At 64.3% G+C, this 19,239-nt stretch carries 22 protein-coding genes; 5 read left to right on the top strand and 17 right to left on the bottom strand.

Going from position 1 to position 19,239, the window contains the following annotated elements; translation table 11 throughout:
- The first annotated feature begins 45 nt into the window (after positions 1 to 45).
- Positions 46 to 1,122: a CaiB/BaiF CoA-transferase family protein gene (locus KVY23_RS01655; RefSeq protein WP_230555063.1), complete on the top strand. Its 1,077-nt coding sequence runs from the start codon at positions 46 to 48 to the stop codon at positions 1,120 to 1,122.
- 61 nt (positions 1,123 to 1,183) lie between these two features.
- On the opposite strand, the gene KVY23_RS01650 is transcribed toward KVY23_RS01655, so the two are convergent.
- The 13 genes from KVY23_RS01650 to KVY23_RS01590 all read right to left on the bottom strand — a co-directional run bounded on the left by KVY23_RS01650 (position 1,184) and on the right by KVY23_RS01590 (position 12,916).
- The gene (locus KVY23_RS01650) at positions 1,184 to 2,662 is read right to left on the bottom strand and encodes a PLP-dependent aminotransferase family protein (protein ID WP_230555062.1); all 1,479 of its coding nucleotides are present in this window, start codon (positions 2,660 to 2,662) and stop codon (positions 1,184 to 1,186) included.
- A gap of 170 nt (positions 2,663 to 2,832) precedes the next feature.
- Positions 2,833 to 4,236, bottom strand: a complete 1,404-nt coding sequence (locus KVY23_RS01645) for a hypothetical protein (protein ID WP_206509187.1) — start codon at positions 4,234 to 4,236, stop codon at positions 2,833 to 2,835.
- Positions 4,233 to 4,793, bottom strand: coding sequence for a signal peptidase I (locus KVY23_RS01640; RefSeq protein ID WP_230555061.1), 561 nt, complete (start codon positions 4,791 to 4,793; stop codon positions 4,233 to 4,235). The genes KVY23_RS01645 and KVY23_RS01640 overlap by 4 nt, the downstream gene beginning before the upstream one ends.
- 16 nt (positions 4,794 to 4,809) lie before the next feature.
- A complete protein-coding gene (locus tag KVY23_RS01635) occupies positions 4,810 to 5,442 on the bottom strand; it encodes a hypothetical protein (protein ID WP_230555060.1) in 633 nt (210 codons plus the stop codon).
- Between the two features lie 3 nt (positions 5,443 to 5,445).
- Entirely contained in the window at positions 5,446 to 6,078 is a 633-nt protein-coding gene (locus KVY23_RS01630; protein ID WP_230555059.1) for a SipW-dependent-type signal peptide-containing protein, read from the bottom strand.
- A gap of 244 nt (positions 6,079 to 6,322) precedes the next feature.
- Positions 6,323 to 6,733, bottom strand: a complete 411-nt coding sequence (locus tag KVY23_RS01625; RefSeq protein ID WP_230555058.1) for an LGFP repeat-containing protein — start codon at positions 6,731 to 6,733, stop codon at positions 6,323 to 6,325.
- A 93-nt stretch (positions 6,734 to 6,826) separates the two neighbouring features.
- Positions 6,827 to 8,473, bottom strand: a complete 1,647-nt coding sequence (locus KVY23_RS01620) for a signal peptidase I (RefSeq protein WP_230555057.1) — start codon at positions 8,471 to 8,473, stop codon at positions 6,827 to 6,829.
- A 2-nt stretch (positions 8,474 to 8,475) separates the two neighbouring features.
- The gene (locus KVY23_RS01615) at positions 8,476 to 9,093 is read right to left on the bottom strand and encodes a SipW-dependent-type signal peptide-containing protein (protein ID WP_230555056.1); all 618 of its coding nucleotides are present in this window, start codon (positions 9,091 to 9,093) and stop codon (positions 8,476 to 8,478) included.
- A complete protein-coding gene (locus KVY23_RS01610; protein WP_230555055.1) occupies positions 9,093 to 9,599 on the bottom strand; it encodes a hypothetical protein in 507 nt (168 codons plus the stop codon). Before KVY23_RS01610 ends, KVY23_RS01615 begins: the two co-directional genes overlap by 1 nt.
- Complete coding sequence (locus KVY23_RS01605; protein WP_230555054.1) at positions 9,596 to 10,195, bottom strand: signal peptidase I; 600 nt, start codon at positions 10,193 to 10,195, stop codon at positions 9,596 to 9,598. Before KVY23_RS01605 ends, KVY23_RS01610 begins: the two co-directional genes overlap by 4 nt.
- A complete protein-coding gene (locus tag KVY23_RS01600; RefSeq protein WP_230555053.1) occupies positions 10,192 to 10,743 on the bottom strand; it encodes a hypothetical protein in 552 nt (183 codons plus the stop codon). The genes KVY23_RS01605 and KVY23_RS01600 overlap by 4 nt, the downstream gene beginning before the upstream one ends.
- Positions 10,744 to 10,749: 6 nt before the next feature.
- On the bottom strand, positions 10,750 to 11,304 hold the full coding sequence (locus tag KVY23_RS01595; protein WP_230555052.1) for an alternate-type signal peptide domain-containing protein: 555 nt from the start codon (positions 11,302 to 11,304) through the stop codon (positions 10,750 to 10,752).
- Positions 11,305 to 11,620: 316 nt separating this feature from the next.
- The gene (locus KVY23_RS01590; RefSeq protein WP_075838380.1) at positions 11,621 to 12,916 is read right to left on the bottom strand and encodes an adenylosuccinate synthase; all 1,296 of its coding nucleotides are present in this window, start codon (positions 12,914 to 12,916) and stop codon (positions 11,621 to 11,623) included.
- A gap of 198 nt (positions 12,917 to 13,114) precedes the next feature.
- Between KVY23_RS01590 and KVY23_RS01585 the strand changes: the two genes are divergently transcribed.
- From KVY23_RS01585 to KVY23_RS01575, 3 genes are all read left to right on the top strand, one after another.
- Positions 13,115 to 13,780, top strand: a complete 666-nt coding sequence (locus tag KVY23_RS01585; RefSeq protein ID WP_206509195.1) for a hypothetical protein — start codon at positions 13,115 to 13,117, stop codon at positions 13,778 to 13,780.
- A 21-nt stretch (positions 13,781 to 13,801) separates the two neighbouring features.
- Positions 13,802 to 14,269, top strand: a complete 468-nt coding sequence (locus KVY23_RS01580) for a pyridoxamine 5'-phosphate oxidase family protein (RefSeq protein ID WP_206509196.1) — start codon at positions 13,802 to 13,804, stop codon at positions 14,267 to 14,269.
- Positions 14,270 to 14,332: 63 nt separating this feature from the next.
- Complete coding sequence (locus tag KVY23_RS01575) at positions 14,333 to 15,322, top strand: GGDEF domain-containing protein (protein ID WP_206509197.1); 990 nt, start codon at positions 14,333 to 14,335, stop codon at positions 15,320 to 15,322.
- Here KVY23_RS01575 and KVY23_RS01570 read toward each other — a convergent pair.
- The 3 genes from KVY23_RS01570 to KVY23_RS01560 all read right to left on the bottom strand — a co-directional run bounded on the left by KVY23_RS01570 (position 15,312) and on the right by KVY23_RS01560 (position 17,877).
- Positions 15,312 to 16,238: a cation diffusion facilitator family transporter gene (locus KVY23_RS01570; RefSeq protein ID WP_075838384.1), complete on the bottom strand. Its 927-nt coding sequence runs from the start codon at positions 16,236 to 16,238 to the stop codon at positions 15,312 to 15,314. The two genes, KVY23_RS01575 and KVY23_RS01570, sit on opposite strands and share 11 nt — an antisense overlap.
- 72 nt (positions 16,239 to 16,310) lie before the next feature.
- Positions 16,311 to 17,408, bottom strand: a complete 1,098-nt coding sequence (locus KVY23_RS01565; protein ID WP_206509198.1) for an aromatic acid exporter family protein — start codon at positions 17,406 to 17,408, stop codon at positions 16,311 to 16,313.
- Positions 17,409 to 17,460: 52 nt separating this feature from the next.
- The gene (locus KVY23_RS01560; protein WP_075838420.1) at positions 17,461 to 17,877 is read right to left on the bottom strand and encodes a DUF3151 domain-containing protein; all 417 of its coding nucleotides are present in this window, start codon (positions 17,875 to 17,877) and stop codon (positions 17,461 to 17,463) included.
- Positions 17,878 to 18,011: 134 nt separating this feature from the next.
- Between KVY23_RS01560 and KVY23_RS01555 the strand changes: the two genes are divergently transcribed.
- On the top strand, positions 18,012 to 18,608 hold the full coding sequence (locus KVY23_RS01555; RefSeq protein ID WP_230555051.1) for a hypothetical protein: 597 nt from the start codon (positions 18,012 to 18,014) through the stop codon (positions 18,606 to 18,608).
- A gap of 34 nt (positions 18,609 to 18,642) precedes the next feature.
- Here the strand turns inward: KVY23_RS01555 and KVY23_RS01550 are convergent.
- On the bottom strand, positions 18,643 to 19,239 hold a 597-nt coding region (locus KVY23_RS01550; protein ID WP_230555050.1), incomplete at its 5' end, for a transposase.

Here is a 19,239-nt window from a genome sequence, read left to right as displayed (position 1 = left end):
CACAACCCGATCTCATCGAAGTCGGCCTGACCGGAACGAGGAAACGTGTCTAGTAGCGGTGGACCACTGACAGGACTGCGCGTCGTCGAACTAGCGGGCATCGGACCCGGTCCGCACGCAGCGCTTCTGCTGGCCGATCTCGGCGCCGATGTGGTCCGCGTTCAGCGTGCCGGTCAGATCTCTCCGCACGACCAGCAGCTGCGCAGCCGCACCATCGTCGAGGCCAACCTGAAGGACCCGACGGACATCGAGAAGGTGCTCGGGCTCATCGAGCGCGCCGATGTTCTCATCGAGGGATTCCGGCCCGGCGTCACCGAGCGTCTCGGCCTCGGACCCGAGGACGCGCTGGCTCGTAATCCACGACTCGTTTACGGCCGCATGACCGGCTGGGGCCAGGAAGGGCCATGGGCGTCGGCCGCGGGCCACGACATCAACTACATCTCGGTGACGGGTGTTCTGCACGCCATCGGACGGCAGGGTGAGCGGCCGGTACCGCCGCTCAACATGGTCGGCGACTTCGGTGGCGGTTCGATGTTCCTTGTCTTCGGCATCCTCGCCGCGCTGTTCGAGCGTCAGACCTCCGGTGAGGGCCAGGTAGTGGACGCCGCCATGGTCGATGGCACGGCGGCACTCTCGCACATGATCTGGGGCATGCGCGGCGTCGGCGCCTGGTCGGACGAGCGTGGTGTCAACATGCTCGACACCGGCTGGCCCTACTACGACACCTACGAAAGCGCCGACGGCAAGTACATGGCGGTCGGCGCACTCGAACCCCAGTTCTTCGCCGAGTTGCTCCGACTCCTCGAACTCGACCCCGCAACCACTCCCGGCCAGGGCGAACGCGAACGCTGGCCCGAGATGCGTGAGCTGTTCACCACCACGTTCAAGACCAAGACGCGCGACGAGTGGGCGGCCATTTTCGACGGCACGGATGCCTGCGTCTCGCCGGTACTGACCTTCGCCGAGGCACCCGAGCAGGTGCACCTGAAGGAGCGCGGCACCCTCATCGACATCGGAGGGGTCACCCAGCACCGCCCGGCGCCGCGATTCTCGCGTACGGCCAACGGAACACCCACCGCACCGCCGTCGACCGCAGCGGACGCCGAGTCGCTCTGGCGCTAGAGGCGGCTCCGCCGCATGTGCGTGGAAATGCATAGCGGGCTATGCATTTCCACTCACAACGTCAGAAGACCAGGGCGGGTTGCTCGGCGTCGGTGTTCGGTGCGAGCGCCTGGTACGCACCCGCCGTCGCCGCGACCGCCGCGGTCAACTCGGCGGGCTCTCGGGTGTAGGGCATACGAAGAAACCGCTCGAAAGCACCTTCGACACCGAAGCGCGGACCCGCGGCGAGCACTGCCCCGAACGTCGGTGCGGTGGCGGCCAGTGCGCTCGACACCGGAGCCGGAAGCTGCAGCCACAAGGACATGCCGCCGGTCGACCGACGATACGTCCAGTCCGGAAGATGCTGCGCCAAAGCGCTTTCCAGTACGTCACGGCGCTCACGTAGCTCGTCGCGCCTGGTGTCGAGGATCGCGTCGGCATCCTCGAGCAGGAAGCCTGCGGCAAGCTGATCCATCACCGAGGTTCCCAGATCGTGCCCCGCTCGCGAACCGGCAAGACGGCTGATCAGCGCCGGATTGGCGCGTATCCAGCCGATCCGCAGACCACCCCAGTACGACTTGGACGCCGACCCGATCGTCACGATATCGGTGCCGGACACTCGCCCGTACGACGCGACCGGGGGCGGTGGCGGCGCGTCGAGCCACAGATCCACCATGGTCTCGTCGACGATCATCGTCATCGAGGTCTCCCGCGCGATCCTCGCCAGTTCGCTGCGTCCACCGTCGTCGAGGCATCGTCCGGTGGGATTGTGGAAGTCGGGGATCATGTAGGCAACTTTCGATGCCGTCTGCCGTGCCGCGCTCCGGATTCCGTCGAGATCCCAGGGGTCGCCGACCGGGCGGATCGGCACCGGCACCGGCCCCGCGCCGATCCGCCGGAGCGCCTCGAGCGCGTTGGGGTACGTCGGGTGGTCGATGAGAACGCGATCGCCCGGTGAGATGAGCGTGCCGAGCAGCAGCCGCAGGGCCTGCTGGGCGCCGGAGGTGACCATGATCTGGCCGGCCGTCGTCGGCAAGCCACGTTCGACGAAGCGTCGCGCGACGGCTTCACGTAGCACCGCGATGCCGACGGGTTCCACGCCGTGATTGGACAGGTACGCCGGCAGCGCGTGCATCGCAGACTGGTACGCCGCCATCATCGCCTCGGTGGGGGCGGCCATCGCGGCGTGGCTCATGTCGATGATCGGGCCACTGGTGTTGCGCGATTGCACGGCGGGCCGGTTGGCTTCGGCCTTCGTCGGCAGCGCGACAGTGCTCCGTGCACCCTGCTTGCTGATCAGATAGCCCTCTTCACGCAGCACCGCATACGAGGAGGTGATGGTGGTCCGGCTGAGATCCAGAGCCGCCGACAGATCACGCTCGCTCGGCAAGCCCACCCCCAGCGGAATTCGACCGTCGTGAATGAGCAGGCGAATCCCGTCGGCGAGCGCTCGGTACGTCGGCCTGGACGTTCGACGCCGACCGGACGCATCCTCGACCTCCGGCTGCCAGCGTCCCAGATCGCGTGCCAGCGACGACGCATTGAGTACCCGAGTAGCCATGGACTTCATTATCCGGACCACTGGCACGCTTGACCAAATCCAGTTTCGACTCAGTGGACTTGCTTTGCGGGAGCGCCGTGCTTGGTTGCACACAGGTATGGCTGCACAGGCACATCCGGCCCTCCGAGGTCGATTTGTGTGCACTCCCGCACGCACTCACCCGCAAACACTCACCCCCGCGACGCCACCGAGACCGGCTCAGCGATCCCACCCGGCGTCAGAACGGGCATCCACACTCCGTCGACGGTCGCAGCCGCAACCGCATCCGGGCTCAGTGCCGAACCGGTCGCGCTGATCGACGAACCGTCACTGCACGTGAGATCGATTGTGCCCGCGTAGTCCGCGTCCTCCGGCACTGCGCACACGAGGCCATCCTCGAATGTCATGGACTCGACATTTCCCTCGGCTGGTCCAGTGAACAATGTCGTAGGGGGTGGAGAGTCGGTGGTCGGTGGGGGTTCGATGGGCTCGGTCGTTGATGTGGGCTCAGTGGTTGTTGTGGGCTCAGTGGTTGTTGTGGGCTCGGTCGTTGTTGTGGGCTCGGTCGTTGATGTGGGTTCAGTGGTTGATGTGGGCTCAGGAGTCGTCTCTACCTCGGCCGTCTGAGCTTCGGTCAGTTCTTCCTCCGTCGGCTGGTCGAATGTCCTGGCGGAGACGACAGCGGCCAAAGGCAGCGCGGCGGGAGATCCTGGACCGCATTCGGCCGATACCAGGTTCAACGTGAAGCCGAGTTCCAAAACCGGTCCCAACAGACCCAACGCAGTTGCGGTCCCACTCAGCGTCAGCTTGGAGAAGCCCTCGGGTGCACCGGCCGCGGAAACGGAACTAGACAGGGTCAGATCGAAGCGAGCCCGACCATTGTTCTCGGTGAACGAGATCGGCGTGACACCACCGGCAGCGGGCACGGCGAACGTCCTGGTTCCTATCTGCACCAATCCATCTGCCGATGCTGGAGGAGTCGCCGAACTCGTTCCGGCAATCGGATCACACACGACCGATGCAGTCAGTTGCCGAGCTGGGGTCACGGTGATGACGTCCACATTGAATGCTCCGAGACCGAGCACACCCAGAATCGAGATACGAAGGCGCGCAGCAGTCAGTGCCGACTCGGCAGAAGAAAGAGGGTTAACCGGCGCGCAGTGGTCCGGAGTTCCACTCGAGAGAAATTGCGCACACGACGACCCGGTGATCGGTGCAGACGGCGCCAGTGGTCCCGTGGCCGAGGATTCGAATGCAAGGCCGTTAACCGCCAGCAGATTCCCAGTCTGATACGGGCCCGCACTCGTCGACCGCGAGGTGCCGATGTTCGCGTCGCTTCGTAGAGACTGCATGCCGTTCCAGGGCAGCGGATTACCCAGAAGCCCAATGGAGATGCCGCTGACCCCGGACAACCGGCCCGATATCGAACGTGCATAGCCGCTGTTCTCCCACGTACCGGAACCGACGGTGCCGGCGACATACTCGGAATCGGTCCATGCGGCCTCGGTCTCGGACACCAGGAGTCGCCCGGGGACCAGTGCAGCGAACACCAGCAGCGTCAGCATCAGGATCGGCCACCGACGATCGAGGTTCATGAGCGCGTCTGCGATTCTTCCAGGCTGTCGCTTCCCTTCTCTTCGCGTGGCCAGAAGACCGCAACCACGAGACCTGCCATGGACAACGTGATCAGCCCCAGGACGTAGGGGTTGGAGAAGTAGACGATCACGCGCGCCAGACCAGGCATCGACCACAGAACCGTGCGCACTTCGGTGACCTGGTACAAACCAGGGTCGGCCTGCGCATTGGCGTCGCCCTTGAGCTCGAGCACTGTGATCCCGGATTCCTCGATCGTCTCCGTCGCAACGACTCGATGGGTCACCGGTAGCATTCCCTCGCGATCGACGGTGACCACATCGCCGACCCCGACGGAGTCCGCCGGAACAGCACGCACCACGGCAAGCGAACCCGCGGGAATCGCCGGCGACATCGAGCCGGTCTTGAACATGATGAGCGTGATGTTGAAGACGAACGCGCACGCGACGAGGGCAATACAGATGATCCCGCCGACGGCGAGTGTGTTGAGGAAGACATCGCCCGCGATGCCCCACCAGGAGCGTCGCGGCTGCTTCGTGTGATTCGTCTCGGGAGTCATTGTTCCCATCTCGGTTCTAGGACGTGCCCTCGAAGGGCCAGTTGGCGACGAGCGATTTGCTCTGCAGAGTCGCGTCGGTCCAATTCTCCTGCGTTGCAGGAAGGCTGACCTCGAAGCACAGCGGCACCGCCGGCCCGGCAAGGGTGGGGCCGGCCCCTGCAGGCAGCGGGAAGGCGACCGGTGCAGAGGTGTCCAACGACACCGGTCCACCGCTACCCACCACGTAGTTCGGACTGCCGGTGAACGCTGCAGCATCACAGCCGGCGGACTCGCGCACCACGCGGTACCGAAGCGCAACGGAGAGACTCCCGACCCCAGATCCCGAGAACGCCGCGCCCTGTAATGTCACCGAGGCTGCGGCCGATCCGGCCTCCGTCCGCAACTCGACGGGTGCGAAAACTACACTCCCGGGAATCATTCCAGTGGCTGTTGTCGTAAATGCCAGCGGGTTGGGTGCCCCGGTGGGGTGTGAGGACCACATCGAACCGCCGTCGACGCTGGATTCGATTCCGAACTGCGAACCCGTCGCGAATTCGGTGCTGCCCAGCACTGTGTCGGTCCAGCCGGCAGCGACGAGTACCGCTCCGATGCCGAGAACGGTTCCCCCCGCTGCCAGCGCCCTCCTCTGGCGTTGGCGTACCGATGCCATGCGCTAAGGCGTGACCGAGGTGCCGACGAATTCCCACACGACCTGACCCGTTGCAAGGCCGGACAATGTGTTCGGCGAGCCCGCTGGAAGCGTCACTGCGAAGCACAGATTGACCGGTGTCGCGTCGGCGACGAGGGTGATCGCGTTGGCGACGCTACCTGTGGTGAGCACCGCATCGGTGACAAGCGCTGTCGGACCAGGCGTTCCCGCGGTGCAGTCTGTCGAGGTGCCGCCCTGGGTCACCGTGTAGCGCAACGCTGCGGTCAGAGCCGGATCGGTCGTACCACCGGTGGCGCCGTTCAGCGTGACTGCGGCGTCCAACGTCTGACCGGGCTCGAGCCGAAGCGCGACCGGCGCGTACACGGTGTCTCCCGGTGTGAGGTCCAGTCTCGTGGCGGGGAAGGTGAAGGGTTCACCGGGTGATACATCGGCTTCGATCCATGTTCCGGCCCCGGTAGGTGTGAAGTCTGCCTGGATGTTCCAGGCGTCGTCGCCCGTGGCGAAGTCGGAGTTTCCGAAGACGTTGTCGGTCCACGCGGCGAGAGTGATGGCCGCTCCGATGCCGAGCACCAGCCCTCCGGCGAGGAGGGCGCGAACCTTGCGTCGTCTGTTGAGATTCTGTGGTTGATCGGTCATTGCCCGACTCTTTTCGCTTGAATGATTCACGGTCACACCTGTTGCCAACCGAACCGGCCACCGGAGCGTAAAGCGCACTTTTCGCCGGTCAAACCAGAATCACCAAAACGTTATCAAAATGACTAAAGCAATTTTTCTTGCATGATTGCCAATATCGGGTCAATGCAGGAATTGGATCTGATCGACGCCGATTTTGCACACATCAATTACGCAATGAGGTCACATACCGAACCGGCGGATTTTTTCAGCCGACCAAAACGGGACGGGAGTCGTCGGCGGCGTCTTCCGGGGCATCCCCCTCAGCGACTTGTCCGATCAAGAATGCTCCACTTTCAGGCATCCACCCGATTGCGCCGTGCTGGAAGAGGTTGTAGCGCCCGTATCCGGTGGGCGTCGGCTTCTCGTCGCTGATCGGATAGCCGAGCTCACCGTACGGCCCACCGTGACCGAGGTACCAGGCGAGGATCTCTCCGTGTACCTCGTGAGCGCCGCCGTCCGGTAGAGCGAACACCGTGGCTCGACGGTACTCGAGCATCCCGCCTCCACCCGGACCCAGCATGAATTCACCGACTTGCTCACCGATCCACGAATGTTCGTAAGCAAAGCGATCGAATTGATATCCGAATACTTCGAGACCGTTGTATGAAGCAGTCATCGGAGGACCTTTCGGCGCGTTGTGTGACCACTATTGTCCACAAATCTGCGATTGCCGCCACGACAATTCATGATAATTGCCCCAAACGTGACCTCAATTCAGCAAAGCCGCGATATCCGCAGGAATCTCGTCGGTCGCCGAAGCGTCGACGACAGTGCGCGTCCACCCCGACCCTGCTTCGTCCAGCCGCACCAACTGGTCTGGCCCGAGGAGCCAGAGCTGGTCCCCCGAGGCCCACACCACGCCGTACCCGTATTCCGGGCTCGACGTGATCGGAGCGCTGTACTGCACGGCACCCGCGCTGTCGATGATTTGCAGGGTCGGCGAACCGCCGATATCGACGACCTGCGCCACCGAGGACCCTGAGGGTGAGGTCTGCGGAGAGATCAAGTCGGCAGGCGCGGCCTCTGTCGTGTCAGGCAACGCTTCCGGCGCCGGTGCGGCAGGCGATTCAGTCGTGGGTGGCTCGGTCGTGGGCACCTCCGTCGTAGTTACGGGTGCGACCGAGGTGCTCGATGGCGCTGGTGTGCTACTCGGAGCCTCGGTGGCCGTCGACGAGGTAGTCGATGAAGTAGTCGACGAGGTTGTCGACGAGGTAGTCGACGAGGTAGTCGATGAGCTCGACAGTTCCTCCGGCGCGAGTCGGGCCGCTGCCGGAGCCGAGTCGGGAGCCAGAGCTCCACATCGCGCGGCGGGAAACAGGTTGAAGACCGAGGTCGTCAGGGTCATCGTCACTGTGAAACCCCGGCTCGGCGCCGATACCCGGGTTCCGGACACCGTTTGTACGGTGAAGGTCCAGGTGCCGGTCAGGGTCTCGAACCAGGTTCCATTGTGCACATCAGCAGATGCAATCGTCACCGTGTGGGGTGGCATGCTTGTCCCGAGCCGAGTGATCGTCCATCGGTAGGTGTAGCCCGATCCCGGCGGAGGCGCCCACGACATCGTCACGTAGGCGCCCACACCGAAGGAGCCCGCTCTATCGACACACGTCGGGTCTCCAGGCACCGGAACCGGCGGCAGGCCAGTCGTGAAGGTTCCGCTGGTCGCGGTCGCAGGGTCGTTCCATGCCGCCAGGGTGGTGGGAGGGTTGGTTCCGGCGAGACCCAGTGCCCCGATCGTCCCGATCGCGAGGATCACCGTGAGCGAGGCCTTGCTGTGCCCACCAGAGGAATCTCGCCCACCAGGCTCGTCCGTACCTCGGTCCTCGCGGTCTCGGTCCTCGTCAGCCCTGGGTCGCCAGGCGATCATGATCAGGACACCGACGAACACCCCACCGAGGAAGACGGCTACCGGGCCGCTCAACCACGTCACCGCGTATCCGAGTTTCGGGACGCTGAACACGACGCGGCCGACTTCGTCGACGATGTAGGTTTCGGCGTCCGCTTCGGTGTTCGCGTCGCCTTGGAGAATGAGCTGGACACTGTCGGTACCGACCGCGCCGATGTCGACGACGCGGTGGGTGATCCCGTCGCCTGATGCGTTGGTGACGTTGACAATGTCGCCCACCGCGACCTCGGTCGCGGGCGTCTCCTTGCTGATGGCGAGGGCGCCGGTCTCGATCGCCGGCGACATCGATCCCGATCGGAAGACGAGCGGTGTGATCCCGAAAATGATTGCTGCCAAGGCGATCAGCACGCAGAGCAAGCCCGCGAGAGCCCCACCAGTGAGGGCGATCTCGCGCGCCAGTTTTCGACGGCGGTGCCTGGTGTGGGCGACAGTAGGAGATGTGTGGTTCGACATGACTACACCGACGTCGCTAGGAGTGAGTAGGTAACTGTTCCGGTGATCGGTGACGCCGGGGCTGTCGCGGTGCTCGGCATGGTCACCGAGAAGCAGAGATTGTCCGCCGGGTCACCGGCACCGATCGGCCTGGATAGCGCAACCGAGTTGGATTGAAAATTCTGGGTGGCGACGGTCAAGCCCGTGATCGTGCTGAGCGGAGTTCCGGTACATGCGGTATCGGCATACACGGCGGTGTTCAGCAAGGCGCCGAGTGTGCCGTTGTTCGTCGAGGCCGCGATCGTGTAGGTGAAACCCACAGTGCCACTGTTGGTCACCCGCAAGGGTGCACTCACGGTTTCGCCCGGAAGAATGTCGGTCTTGGTCAAGGTGGTTGCGAAAATGGGCGGATTGTTATCGACCGCCGGGTCGCCCACCTTGATGTCGATTGTCCCCGTCGTGAATGCGCCCGAGGTTGCCGAGGAGGTATCCGACCACGCGGCAAGCGTTCCCACAGCACCGAGACCGAGAACGATGCCGATCGACATGATGGCGCGGGCGCGGGCCCCGATGAGCGCGGTCCCGATGCGGCGCAGCATTGTCCTCGGCGCGAAACTACCGTCACTACTGTGGCGCGCCATCAGGGCTGCACTCCTTCCGTATTGTCGTTCTGGCCGGCGCCGATCGAGCACGCGTTCTCGTTGTCCCACTGCACCACGAAATCGAGATCCGCAGAGGAATTCTGAGTGCCGTTGCCTGCGTTCACTGCCATGGCGACGGTCGTATCGATCCGCCTCTTCTCATGGGGCAGGACCTCGACGAAAGCGCAGGCAACGTTCACCTGGGCACGGTCGATGGTCACCTCGAGAGCCTCGACGAAGGCGGGGTTCGAGCTCGTGGCGAATATCTGGACATTCCCGCCGCGATCGGTTTCGTTGAAGACGTGGAAAGTACTGGTTCGACTGTCGCCGGGTACCCACCGAATTCTCTTGTCGAACAAAGGGTTCGGGAGACTCGAAGACCATGTCAGACCGTCACTGCTGAAGCTCACGGTCGGGGACGGACGCGAGGGTCCGGCACCGATGAGTACCAGTGTCACGATCGCGACGAGCGCGACGATAACAAGAACTGCGGTGTTCCTCTTCATGGCGCCCGCGACTCACGACGCTGCTTCCGGTAGTCGTTGCCGGCGCCAACGAACATGTACAGCGCGTAGGCGCCCAAGCCGATGACGATGACGGTGACCGTGATGCGACGTTGTTCGCCGTTGAGCCAGTTGTTGACATAGCCCAGGTAGGGCATCGAGTACCAGACTTTCCCGCGGATCTGCCCGTATCGAACCGGGTTCTCGTCGTCGGACCCGTTGTTGTCCCCGCGCGTGATGTAGGTCGTGATGCCATCGCCGCTGAATTGGGTTGCGACGATGCGGTGGGTCACGACTTCGGGTTCACCGGACCGAATCTGGTAGGTGACGGGAGTGCCGACAGTGAGCTCGGAGCGATCCACTGGCTTCACGACGACCAGGGTGCCGGGCGGATACGTGGGCCTCATCGAACTGGTGAGGATGGTGTACGGCGTCGAACCGGTTACCCGCGGGACAACGACGGTGGCTGCCAGAATGGTCAGCATCGCAGCCAGCAGGGTGTACGACACGATGCGACTGATCCACCACCATGCACCGGTGTGCCCGTCCTCCTCATCACCCTTGACGACGGGAATCACGTCGGTGTCGTCGGTGCTCATGCCTGGTCCGCTCTGAACGAAAAGCTCACTGTCGATGTTTGGTCCTGCGGTGGATCGGCACCAACGGCGACGTGGAAGCACCACACCTCGTTGGCACCGGGGGCCAGCGCTCTCGTGTCCAGGGTCTGCGCGCCCTGCGCGTTGCCGGTGTAAAGGACGGTCACCGGGCCCGTCGGTGCACCTACTGCTGGACAATCTCCCACCGTGGACACGAGGGTGGCGGTCAGGGTGAGGGGCACCGCACCCGTCACCGTCGAGCCCTGGAGTCGATAGTCGAAGGGAACGTCCCCCGCGTTGCGTATCGATAGGGGGGCCTGCGAGGAGCCGTTCGGGCCGAGGTTCGTCGAACCGAGCGCCGCGAGCACGTAGTCGTCGACCTCGGCGCCGTCCGGACCCACCTTGATGTCCAACGTGCCGGAGTTGAGCGTGCCGCCTGCGACGGCTACTTCGTCGCGCCACAGCGCGCCCGTCGTCTGTGCTGATCCGTAGACCACCACGACGACGGACGCTGCTGCCAGTGCCCAGTACCGACCATGCCTGATTGCCACTTCGAGTTACGGAGTGGGTCGAACCTGGTCGAGCGTCAGGGTGAACGCATTCAAATTGACGGTCTCGTTCTGCGCCACCAGATCGGTCGTCGCCTGGTCGAACGTGATGGTGACGGTGACGGCGATGGTCTGTGTGGGCGAGGTCAGCGGAAGCTCCACCGCAGAACCGTTCGGCAGGGCGGCACCGCCGTCGACTGCCACCGTGGTGTTCAGCGCCGCAGCCAGAGCCGGGTCGCCGGTGACCTGCGTGAAGTCGGCCGTGATTGTGGCCTCGATATTCTCGCCCGCCGAGTTGACGGTGTAGCTGTTGGTGTAGGTCAGGATGTCACCGGGGACGATCAGGTAGCCGGACGGGTCGGCCCCGATAACGACCGATCCACCCTCGGAAATATCGGTCCAGACGCCGGGCGTACCGGTTGGCTCGAAGTTCAGCTCGCCGGAATTGATCGCGCCGCCGCCGACGGATTCGGTGTCCTGCCACAGCGCGAGGGATCCCAATCCGCCGAGTAGTAGCACCGCGGCTGCGCCTGCAGCGACGGCGCCCTTGGTTGCTTTGTTCATGAGCATCTCTTCTCTTTGGATTCGGCCCTGCATATCCGGGCCGGGTGTGAACTACCCGACGGGTAGTGGGTGGCTTTCGTGGGCCAACGCAACTGTGTGCGACACACATTGTTTCGGGAAGCGAAAGGAATCCGTTAGCAAAAACAGGGTAAAAGTCCAATAGTTCTTTTACCTGGACTTTAACCAACCCAAAGTGACATCCTTTGGCCATCTGTAACGTGCCAAAAGACCCTAGTCAGCCCCTGAGATGGTCCACGCAGCACAACGCCCCGAGGCATACGAGCCTCGGGGCGTTGTGCTGTCTGCGCTGTGCTATCTACTGGGGACCGAGAATGTCCCGTCGCACGATGGTCTGGTCGCGTCCCGGGCCCACGCCGATGCACGATATGTGCGCACCCGCGAGCTCCTCGAGCCGCAGCACGTAGTTCTGCGCGTTCTGTGGGAGATCTTCGAAGGTGCGGGCACCGGAGATGTCCTCCCACCAACCGGGCATCTCTTCGTACACGGGTTTGGCGTGATGAAAACCGGTCTGCGTCATGGGCATTTCGTCGTGCCGCTCGCCGTCGATCTCGTACGCCACGCAGATCGGGACGGTGTCGAGGCTCGAGAGCACATCCAGCTTGGTCAGGAAGTAGTCGGTGATGCCGTTGACGCGGGTCGCGTACCGGGCGATCACGGCGTCGAACCATCCGGTGCGACGAGCGCGGCCGGTCGTCACGCCGACCTCACCGCCCTGCTTGGCGAGATACTCCCCGGAGTTGTCGAACAGCTCCGTCGGGAACGGACCCGACCCGACGCGCGTCGTGTAGGCCTTGAGGATGCCGAGGACCGTCGTGATCTTGTTCGGTCCGATACCGGAACCGACAGCCGCACCGCCTGCCGTCGGGTTCGAGGATGTGACGAACGGATACGTGCCGTGATCGACGTCGAGAAGTGTGCCCTGCGAGCCCTCCAACAGCACAGTTTCGCCACGTTCGAGAGCGAGATTGAGCTCGAGCCGGGTATCGGCGATGCGATGCTTGAACTTGGCTGCATTGCCGAGCACCTCGTCGACGACCTGCTGCGGATCGAGGGCCTTGCGGTTGTAGATCTTGGAGAGCACCTGGTTCTTGAACTCGAGAGCGGCCTCGACCTTCTGAGTCAGGATCTTCTCGTCCAGCACGTCCGCGGCACGGACGCCCACGCGAGCGAATTTGTCCTGGTAGCAAGGCCCGATACCGCGTCCGGTGGTGCCGATCTTCCTGGCCCCGAGGAAGCGCTCGGTGACCTTGTCGATGGCTACGTGGTACGGCATGATCAGGTGCGCATCGGCGCTGAGCAGCAGACCCGAGGTGTCGACATCACGTTCTTCGAGGCCCGCAAGTTCGGTCAGCAGCACACCCGGATCCACGACGACACCGTTGCCGATGACGTTCTTCACACCGGGCGTCAGGATGCCCGAGGGAATCAGGTGCAGTGCGTACTTGTCTCCATTGGGAAGTACGACCGTGTGGCCGGCGTTGTTGCCGCCCTGGTAGCGAACCACCCACTGCAGTCGCTCCCCGAACAAGTCGGTGGCTTTGCCTTTGCCCTCGTCGCCCCACTGGGCGCCGATCAGGACTATCGCCGGCATGTACTCTCCTGGTGTTTCTTCTCGTGCAATGAACTGGCGCAGGTTGCTGCCAGGCGTTCAGGCAGGCCGGGGCGTCAGTCTAGCCGAGGGGAGAGTGCACCGGTCATGGCGCTACGGTGGTGACGACCGCAAGCACCTATGGGGGAGCACTGTGAGACAGACGCATGAACGACGCAGTCGGCACCCGAGGTCGGCCCAGTGACACCGTTCGTCCTGCAATGCGGAAACCCGCCGATACCCATCTCACTGACGGACGTTCCGGTCACCCCCGCCTCCACGGTTCCGACCAACGACGAATGCGATGCCCTGTTCTCCACCGTCGGCACCGTCTCTGATCCGCGGGTCATCGTGCTGGGTGACGACGCGTCCCTCGCGGCACTGCTGACGCGCCTGATGCGTACCGAGCGCCTGCATATCGAGGTCGCATTCGTGCCCGAGCACTCCACCACGGCAAGCCACATCTACAAGACCGGGACCGGTTCGCGAGCCGCGAAAGTCGCCATGACCGGCACCGCAAAACCCCTACCACTCATTCGGGACGACGCGGGTGTGGCCGTGGTGGGCCGAGCCGTCGTGAACGGCCCTTCCGGCGCGCCACTCGAGGGCGAGGCGTACGTGGACGACACGCAGTTGTTCCGTGGCAACGCCACGGGCGTCGAGGTGATGCCGACGCCCGAGATGCCAGGTCTCGAAGCGCGCCTGACCGGACGCCGCACGTTGTTCGGTCGTCGATGGACTGCAGGACGGGCGATGCAACTGGGCGCCGTCGCCGCGCACCTCGTCCGCGACGGAGTTCCCGGCGATCGGGAGGTCAAGCGGTCGACGTTCTACCGACACGATCGGGAATGGCTACTGGTCCGGTGAAGGAAAGCCGATACTGATTCCATGGCTACCTGGACAGAATTCGCTACTGCGGCGCCCGCCATGTCAGCGGCTGTGGCTGCACGCTTGAAAGCACACAAGCATCACGTGCTGGCAACGCTTCGCAAGGATGGATCTCCCCGCGTCAGCGGTACCGAGGTGGAGTTCACCGACAACGGCCTGCTGCGGCTCGGTTCGATGCCGAACGCACTCAAGGCCGTTGACCTGCAGCGCGATCCACGCTTTGCCTTGCACAGCAATCCTGGCCACCACACCATGGACGGCGGCGACGCGAAGCTCTCCGGCACTGCCGTCGAGCTGACCGATCCCGACGAACTACAGCGGATTTTCGACGCCGCTCCGCCCGAGTTGACCCCGTACCACGTGTTCGATCTCGACATCGCCGAAGTCGTGCTGACGACGCTCGTCGACGATCACATGCAGATCGAACTGTGGCGGCCGGGGGCGCAGGTGCAGTCCTTCACCAGGTGAGCATCGGAAAGATCACTCCGACCTGGCGAGGACAGGGAAGGCTAACCCTGGAAGGCTGAACGTATGCGCCTGTTCGACAAAGTTCTGCACCCGGGATCGGTGCACGGTATCGCTGGGCTCAGAACACGGCTTCTGATGCAGTTTCTTTGTGCGACGACGTTCCTGTACGGAGCAGGAGTGGTGGCGACGGTCCTGCCTCACGGCGACAGAGTCACTGCCGACATCACCGGCGGGGTGATCGCGCTGTGCCTGGGTGTCATCGGTGTCCTCATGTTGTGGATGCGTCCCCGCACGACCGCCGGGCACGGCGTCGCGTTGGCCGCAGCGATGCTGGCGACGCCGGCTGTGATGGCGTTCCATGTACTCACGGCAGCGCAATTCCCGTGCCTGATCGCGGCGATGTTTCTGGCGATGTACATCCGCGCCTTTCATCGCGACCGCGATGCCCGCATCCTGGTCGGGATCCTCGTGGCGCTGGTGCTGCTCGCGGTGCTGCGGTCACCGGCGCCCGTCTATCCGATCACCTACCTGATCTTCGCGGTCGCTGTCTTCGCAGCGGCGGAAACGTTCGGCACCGTCACGAAAGCGCTGATCGCAGCGTCGTGCACCGATCCGCTGACAGGAGTGTTCAACCGCGCCGGGTGGGAGATCGCCACCGCAGATGCGGTCACGGGCCTGCGCGCTCGACGTGAGGATGCGTCGACTGTTCCGGTGACGGTGGCGATCGTCGACGTAGACGATTTCAAGACGGTGAACGACACCGACGGTCATCGCGCCGGGGACGAGTTGCTGGTGGGGTTGGCGGCGACCTGGGCGCAATCGGCCCCAGAGGGCGCTGTCATCGCACGAGTCGGCGGCGACGAGTTCGCCGCCCTTCTGACCGAGCAGTCGACGGCGGAAGTGGACGAGTTCGTTCGCGCCACCGTCGCGTCGTTGCCCTACGCGAGCATCGGGGTGGCGACGTCGACGGACGTCGAGGAGCCGATCTCCGATGTCCTCGCCCGCGCGGACGCGGAGCTGTACCGCGCCAAACGCGCTCGATTCACCAGGTGAGCTCGTCCCTGCACGTTGCCCCCTCAGCGGTCGGTTCCACCTGAACGGTCGCGTGATCGAGGCCGTAGGTGGCGAGCACCGCCTTGGCCCGTGCCAGCAGTACCGAGCCGGCTCCGTCGCATTCGAGATGAACTGTCGCGACGTCCATTCCGGTGGTGAGCGTCCAGATGTGCAGGTCGTGTACACCGACCACGCCGGGGAGGGCGGCGAGGTCTGCGCGGACAGCCTCGACATCGACATGATCAGGGCTGGCCTGCGTGAGAATGCGCAGCGCCGATCCGGCGAGCTTGATCGCCCGGGGCACGACCCACAGCGAGATCAGGACGCCGACGACGATGTCCGCCCAGGTCCAGCCGAAAACGAGCATCGCGATCCCGGCGACGAGCACTCCCACGCTGCTGACCGCGTCGGCCAGCACCTCCATGTAAGCACCGCGCACTGCGATGCTGTCCTTCGCGTCGCCACGAATGAGCAGGATGACAACGAGATTGGCGAGCAGTCCCGCGGTGGCGGTGAGGATCAGCGCGAGACCTGGGATGTCCGGAGCGTCGCCGATCCGGTCGATCGCCTCGTACATGATGAAGGCCGCGATACCGAGGAGCAGAACGGCATTTGCGATGGCAGTGAGCACCTCGGCGCGATGCCATCCGAACGTGCGAGCAGCCGCGGCGCTCCCCCGTCGGGCGAGCAGCAACGCGATGAGTCCCATCGACATTCCGAGCACGTCGGTGAGCATGTGGCCGGCGTCGGCAAGCAAGCCGAGCGAGTTGATCCACAACGCCACCGTGGCTTCGAGCACCAGGAAGGCGATGAGTATCGCCAGCGCGATCACCATGTTGCGGATGCGTTTGGTCGACGCCTGCGCCGCGCCGCCTGCACCCGTCATTCCATGACTGTGCCCGTGCCCCGCGCCCATGACTCCCCTTCGTTCGGTCGAATGCCGAGCTTCACCATATGCGTACATGCGCATGTGTGCAATGGAAGGGGGTCAGAACAGGTCCGGTTCCACACTCGGCTTCTCGACGGTCGGCGGCAGCGTCGCCAACGCCGAGATCCTCTTCAACCCCGCCACCTGGAGCAGGTCGACGATGATGGAGCGAATCTGCGCGAGCACCACCGTCGCCGACAGCCCCGAGTTGGTGATCAACTCCGCCTTGGCCCCGGACGCTACCGACCGAAGCACCCGGGCTGCCTCAGCCGCATCTGGTTGCTCCCCCGGATCCGCGAGAACCATGCGACGCAGCACCTCCATCGCCTGCGCCAGCTTCTCCACTTCGTCGACCAATCGCGGATCGAGAATCTCGTCGTCACGCACCAGCGTCAGCGACCTACGCGCGAGTACCCGGATATTTCGGATGGCGTTGTCGATGGGATCGGCAGTCTTCGCCAAGCCCGCCAAGCGGTTGCGGTGACCCCAGTACAACGGCGAGATTCGGGCGATCTCGTGGCCACCCTTGAGATCGGTCCGCAACGTGTCGATATCGGACTGTGTCGCACGGGCTTTCCGCAGCGCCTCCTCGATCGGCTTGGGATCGTTGGCGACGAGCCCGTCGGCGACCTTCTGCAGCACCTCCGAAGCCGTTCCGATCACGTTCGCCGCGTCCTTGCGAGCCCGCCACACCGGATGCGTCGGGATCAGAGCGACGATCGCGATCCCGACGAGACCGCCGATCAGAGCGTCGACCATGCGGTCGAAGCCACCCGAATCCCCCGGCGGTATCAGCGTTGCCACGAGCACAGCAGATGAACCTGCCTGCATCGCGATGATCGGACCACCATCGAGAAAGACCGCCGTCGCCATCGCCAGCACGACGACCAGCGCGATCTGCCACGGCCCACTGCCGATGGCGGAGATGATCAGGTCGCCGACGCCGATTCCCACGGTGACGCCCGCCACCAACTCCGCCGAGCGACGCGTCCGGGCACCCAGAGACACCCCGAGCGAGACAACCGCTGCAATCGGAGCGAAGAACGGCCGCTCGTGACCGACGAGATCGGTGGCGACGAACCATGCGACACCGGCCGCGAGCGCACACTGAATGATCGGCAACAATGACAGTTGCAGACGGGCGCGGCCGGCGCGCATACGTGCTCGTCCACGCCGGGCGGTCGGGCGAAGCCCCTCCGCGAGAGACCGATCAGCCGAGGCCGAGCGCTTCCGCAGCCTTGGGATCGCTGTCTTCCAGGAGGTCGAGGCATCGGGCGTACTCGTCGTTCTCCCCGATGTCCCGCGCGGCTTTGGCGAGGACGGCGACGCAGCGGAGGAATCCTCGGTTGGGCTCATGGCTGTACGGGACCGGCCCGAATCCCTTCCATCCATTGCGACGCAGCTGATCGAGTCCCCGGTGGTATCCGGTCCGGGCGTACGCGTACGCCGTGATTGTCCGACCGGCCTCGAGCGCCGCCTCTGCCAAGTACGCCCAGGCAATGGACGCAGTCGGGTAGTCCGCAGCCACCGCTGCTGGATCCTTGTGATCCAGCAGCGCGGACTCCGCTTCCTCGTCACCGGGCAGCAGCGTCGGCTGTGGTCCGAGCAGGTCTCCGAAAGATGTCATGTCGACCATTGTGCCCCGTCGCCCGCGCGCCGCGACACCGACGCACGGGTGCGACGAGAGACCTCGGTCCTGCCGTTAGGCTCGGTGCTTCGCAGAGCTGTACCAGGACGTCTCGTCCAGTTGGGAGCACAAGGGTGTCGGATAAGCAGGACAAGCCGGACTCGGCGTCGAAACAGCCTGTCAGCGGGGCGAAGCCGAAGCAGCCCGTCGGCCCCCAGCGCATTCCGGCGCGAGGCGAGGCAGCTCGTTCGCAGTCTGCCTCCTCAGCAGCGTCACCGCAGCGGGTCGGCGCTCCCGAGCAGGGGAAGGTCAGCCGTCGTTGGCTCGGCGGGGTTCTCGCCGCTCTGATGGTTTTCGCTGCCGTGGGTGTCGCAGGCTTGGTCTATCTTTCCGGCGACCGCGCCGAGGATACGACGCAGGATCAGATCAGGACGTCGATAGAGTCCTTCACCGAGGCGCTGAGCTCAGGGGATCTGGAGACGTTGCGTACGTCTTCGTGCGGGGATCTCCAAACCTATTACCGGGAAATTTCCGACGCCGATTTCGCGGAGGTCCATCGCGCTGCGGTCGAGCAGGGAAACATCCCGATCGTCGAGGCAGTGGAAGCCGTGCAGATCAATGGCGAGAGCGCAATCGCCCAGGTTGAGGCGTATACCGAGGCGAATCCAGGCGAGAAGTCGCCGCGCACCTTCGACCTGCGGTTGGTCGATGAGGAGTGGAAGGTCTGTTGAGGCGGCTCCGCCGCATGTGATGCTCCTATGAGTGTCAAGCGGTGGTTTTGTGGGTGAGGAGTTGGAACATTTCGCGGGCGACGGCTCGTTTGAGGCAGCGAATGATGTCGCGTTTGGTTTTGCCTTCGGCGAGTCGTCGGTCGCGGTAGTCGCGGGTGCGTTGGTCGTGTTTGAGGCGGGCCATGACGATGATGTGCAGGGCTCGGTTGGCTTGTCGGTTGCCGCCTCGGTTGAGTCGGTGGCGGTTCGTTTTCCCCGATGATGCCGGGATCGGTGCGACACCGCAGAGGCTGGCGAATGCGGCTTCGTCGGCGATGCGGTGCGGGTTGTCGCCGACGGTGATGAGCAGTTGCGCGGCTGTCTCGTAGCCCACTCCGAACGTGGTGACCAGGCCTGTGGCGGTGGCGTCGATGAGCACTTTCAGGTGCGCCTCGAGGGCCTTGATTTGCTGGTCGAGGAACTGGATTCGTCGCGCTGTCGATCGCAGTGCTGTCTTGACTGCCGCGTCTATCTCGCCTGGAGCGACGGTGCCTGGACGTAGGAGTGCGCATGCCTTCACCAGCGTGGTGCTGGTGAGGGGGCGTAGCTGTTCCCGGATCGTTTCTGGTGCGTTGACGACGGCGGATTTGAG

The organism is Rhodococcus sp. I2R (assembly GCF_020889545.1).
GTDB lineage: Bacteria > Actinomycetota > Actinomycetes > Mycobacteriales > Mycobacteriaceae > Rhodococcoides.
This window is presented reverse-complemented; position numbering and strand designations above follow the sequence as displayed.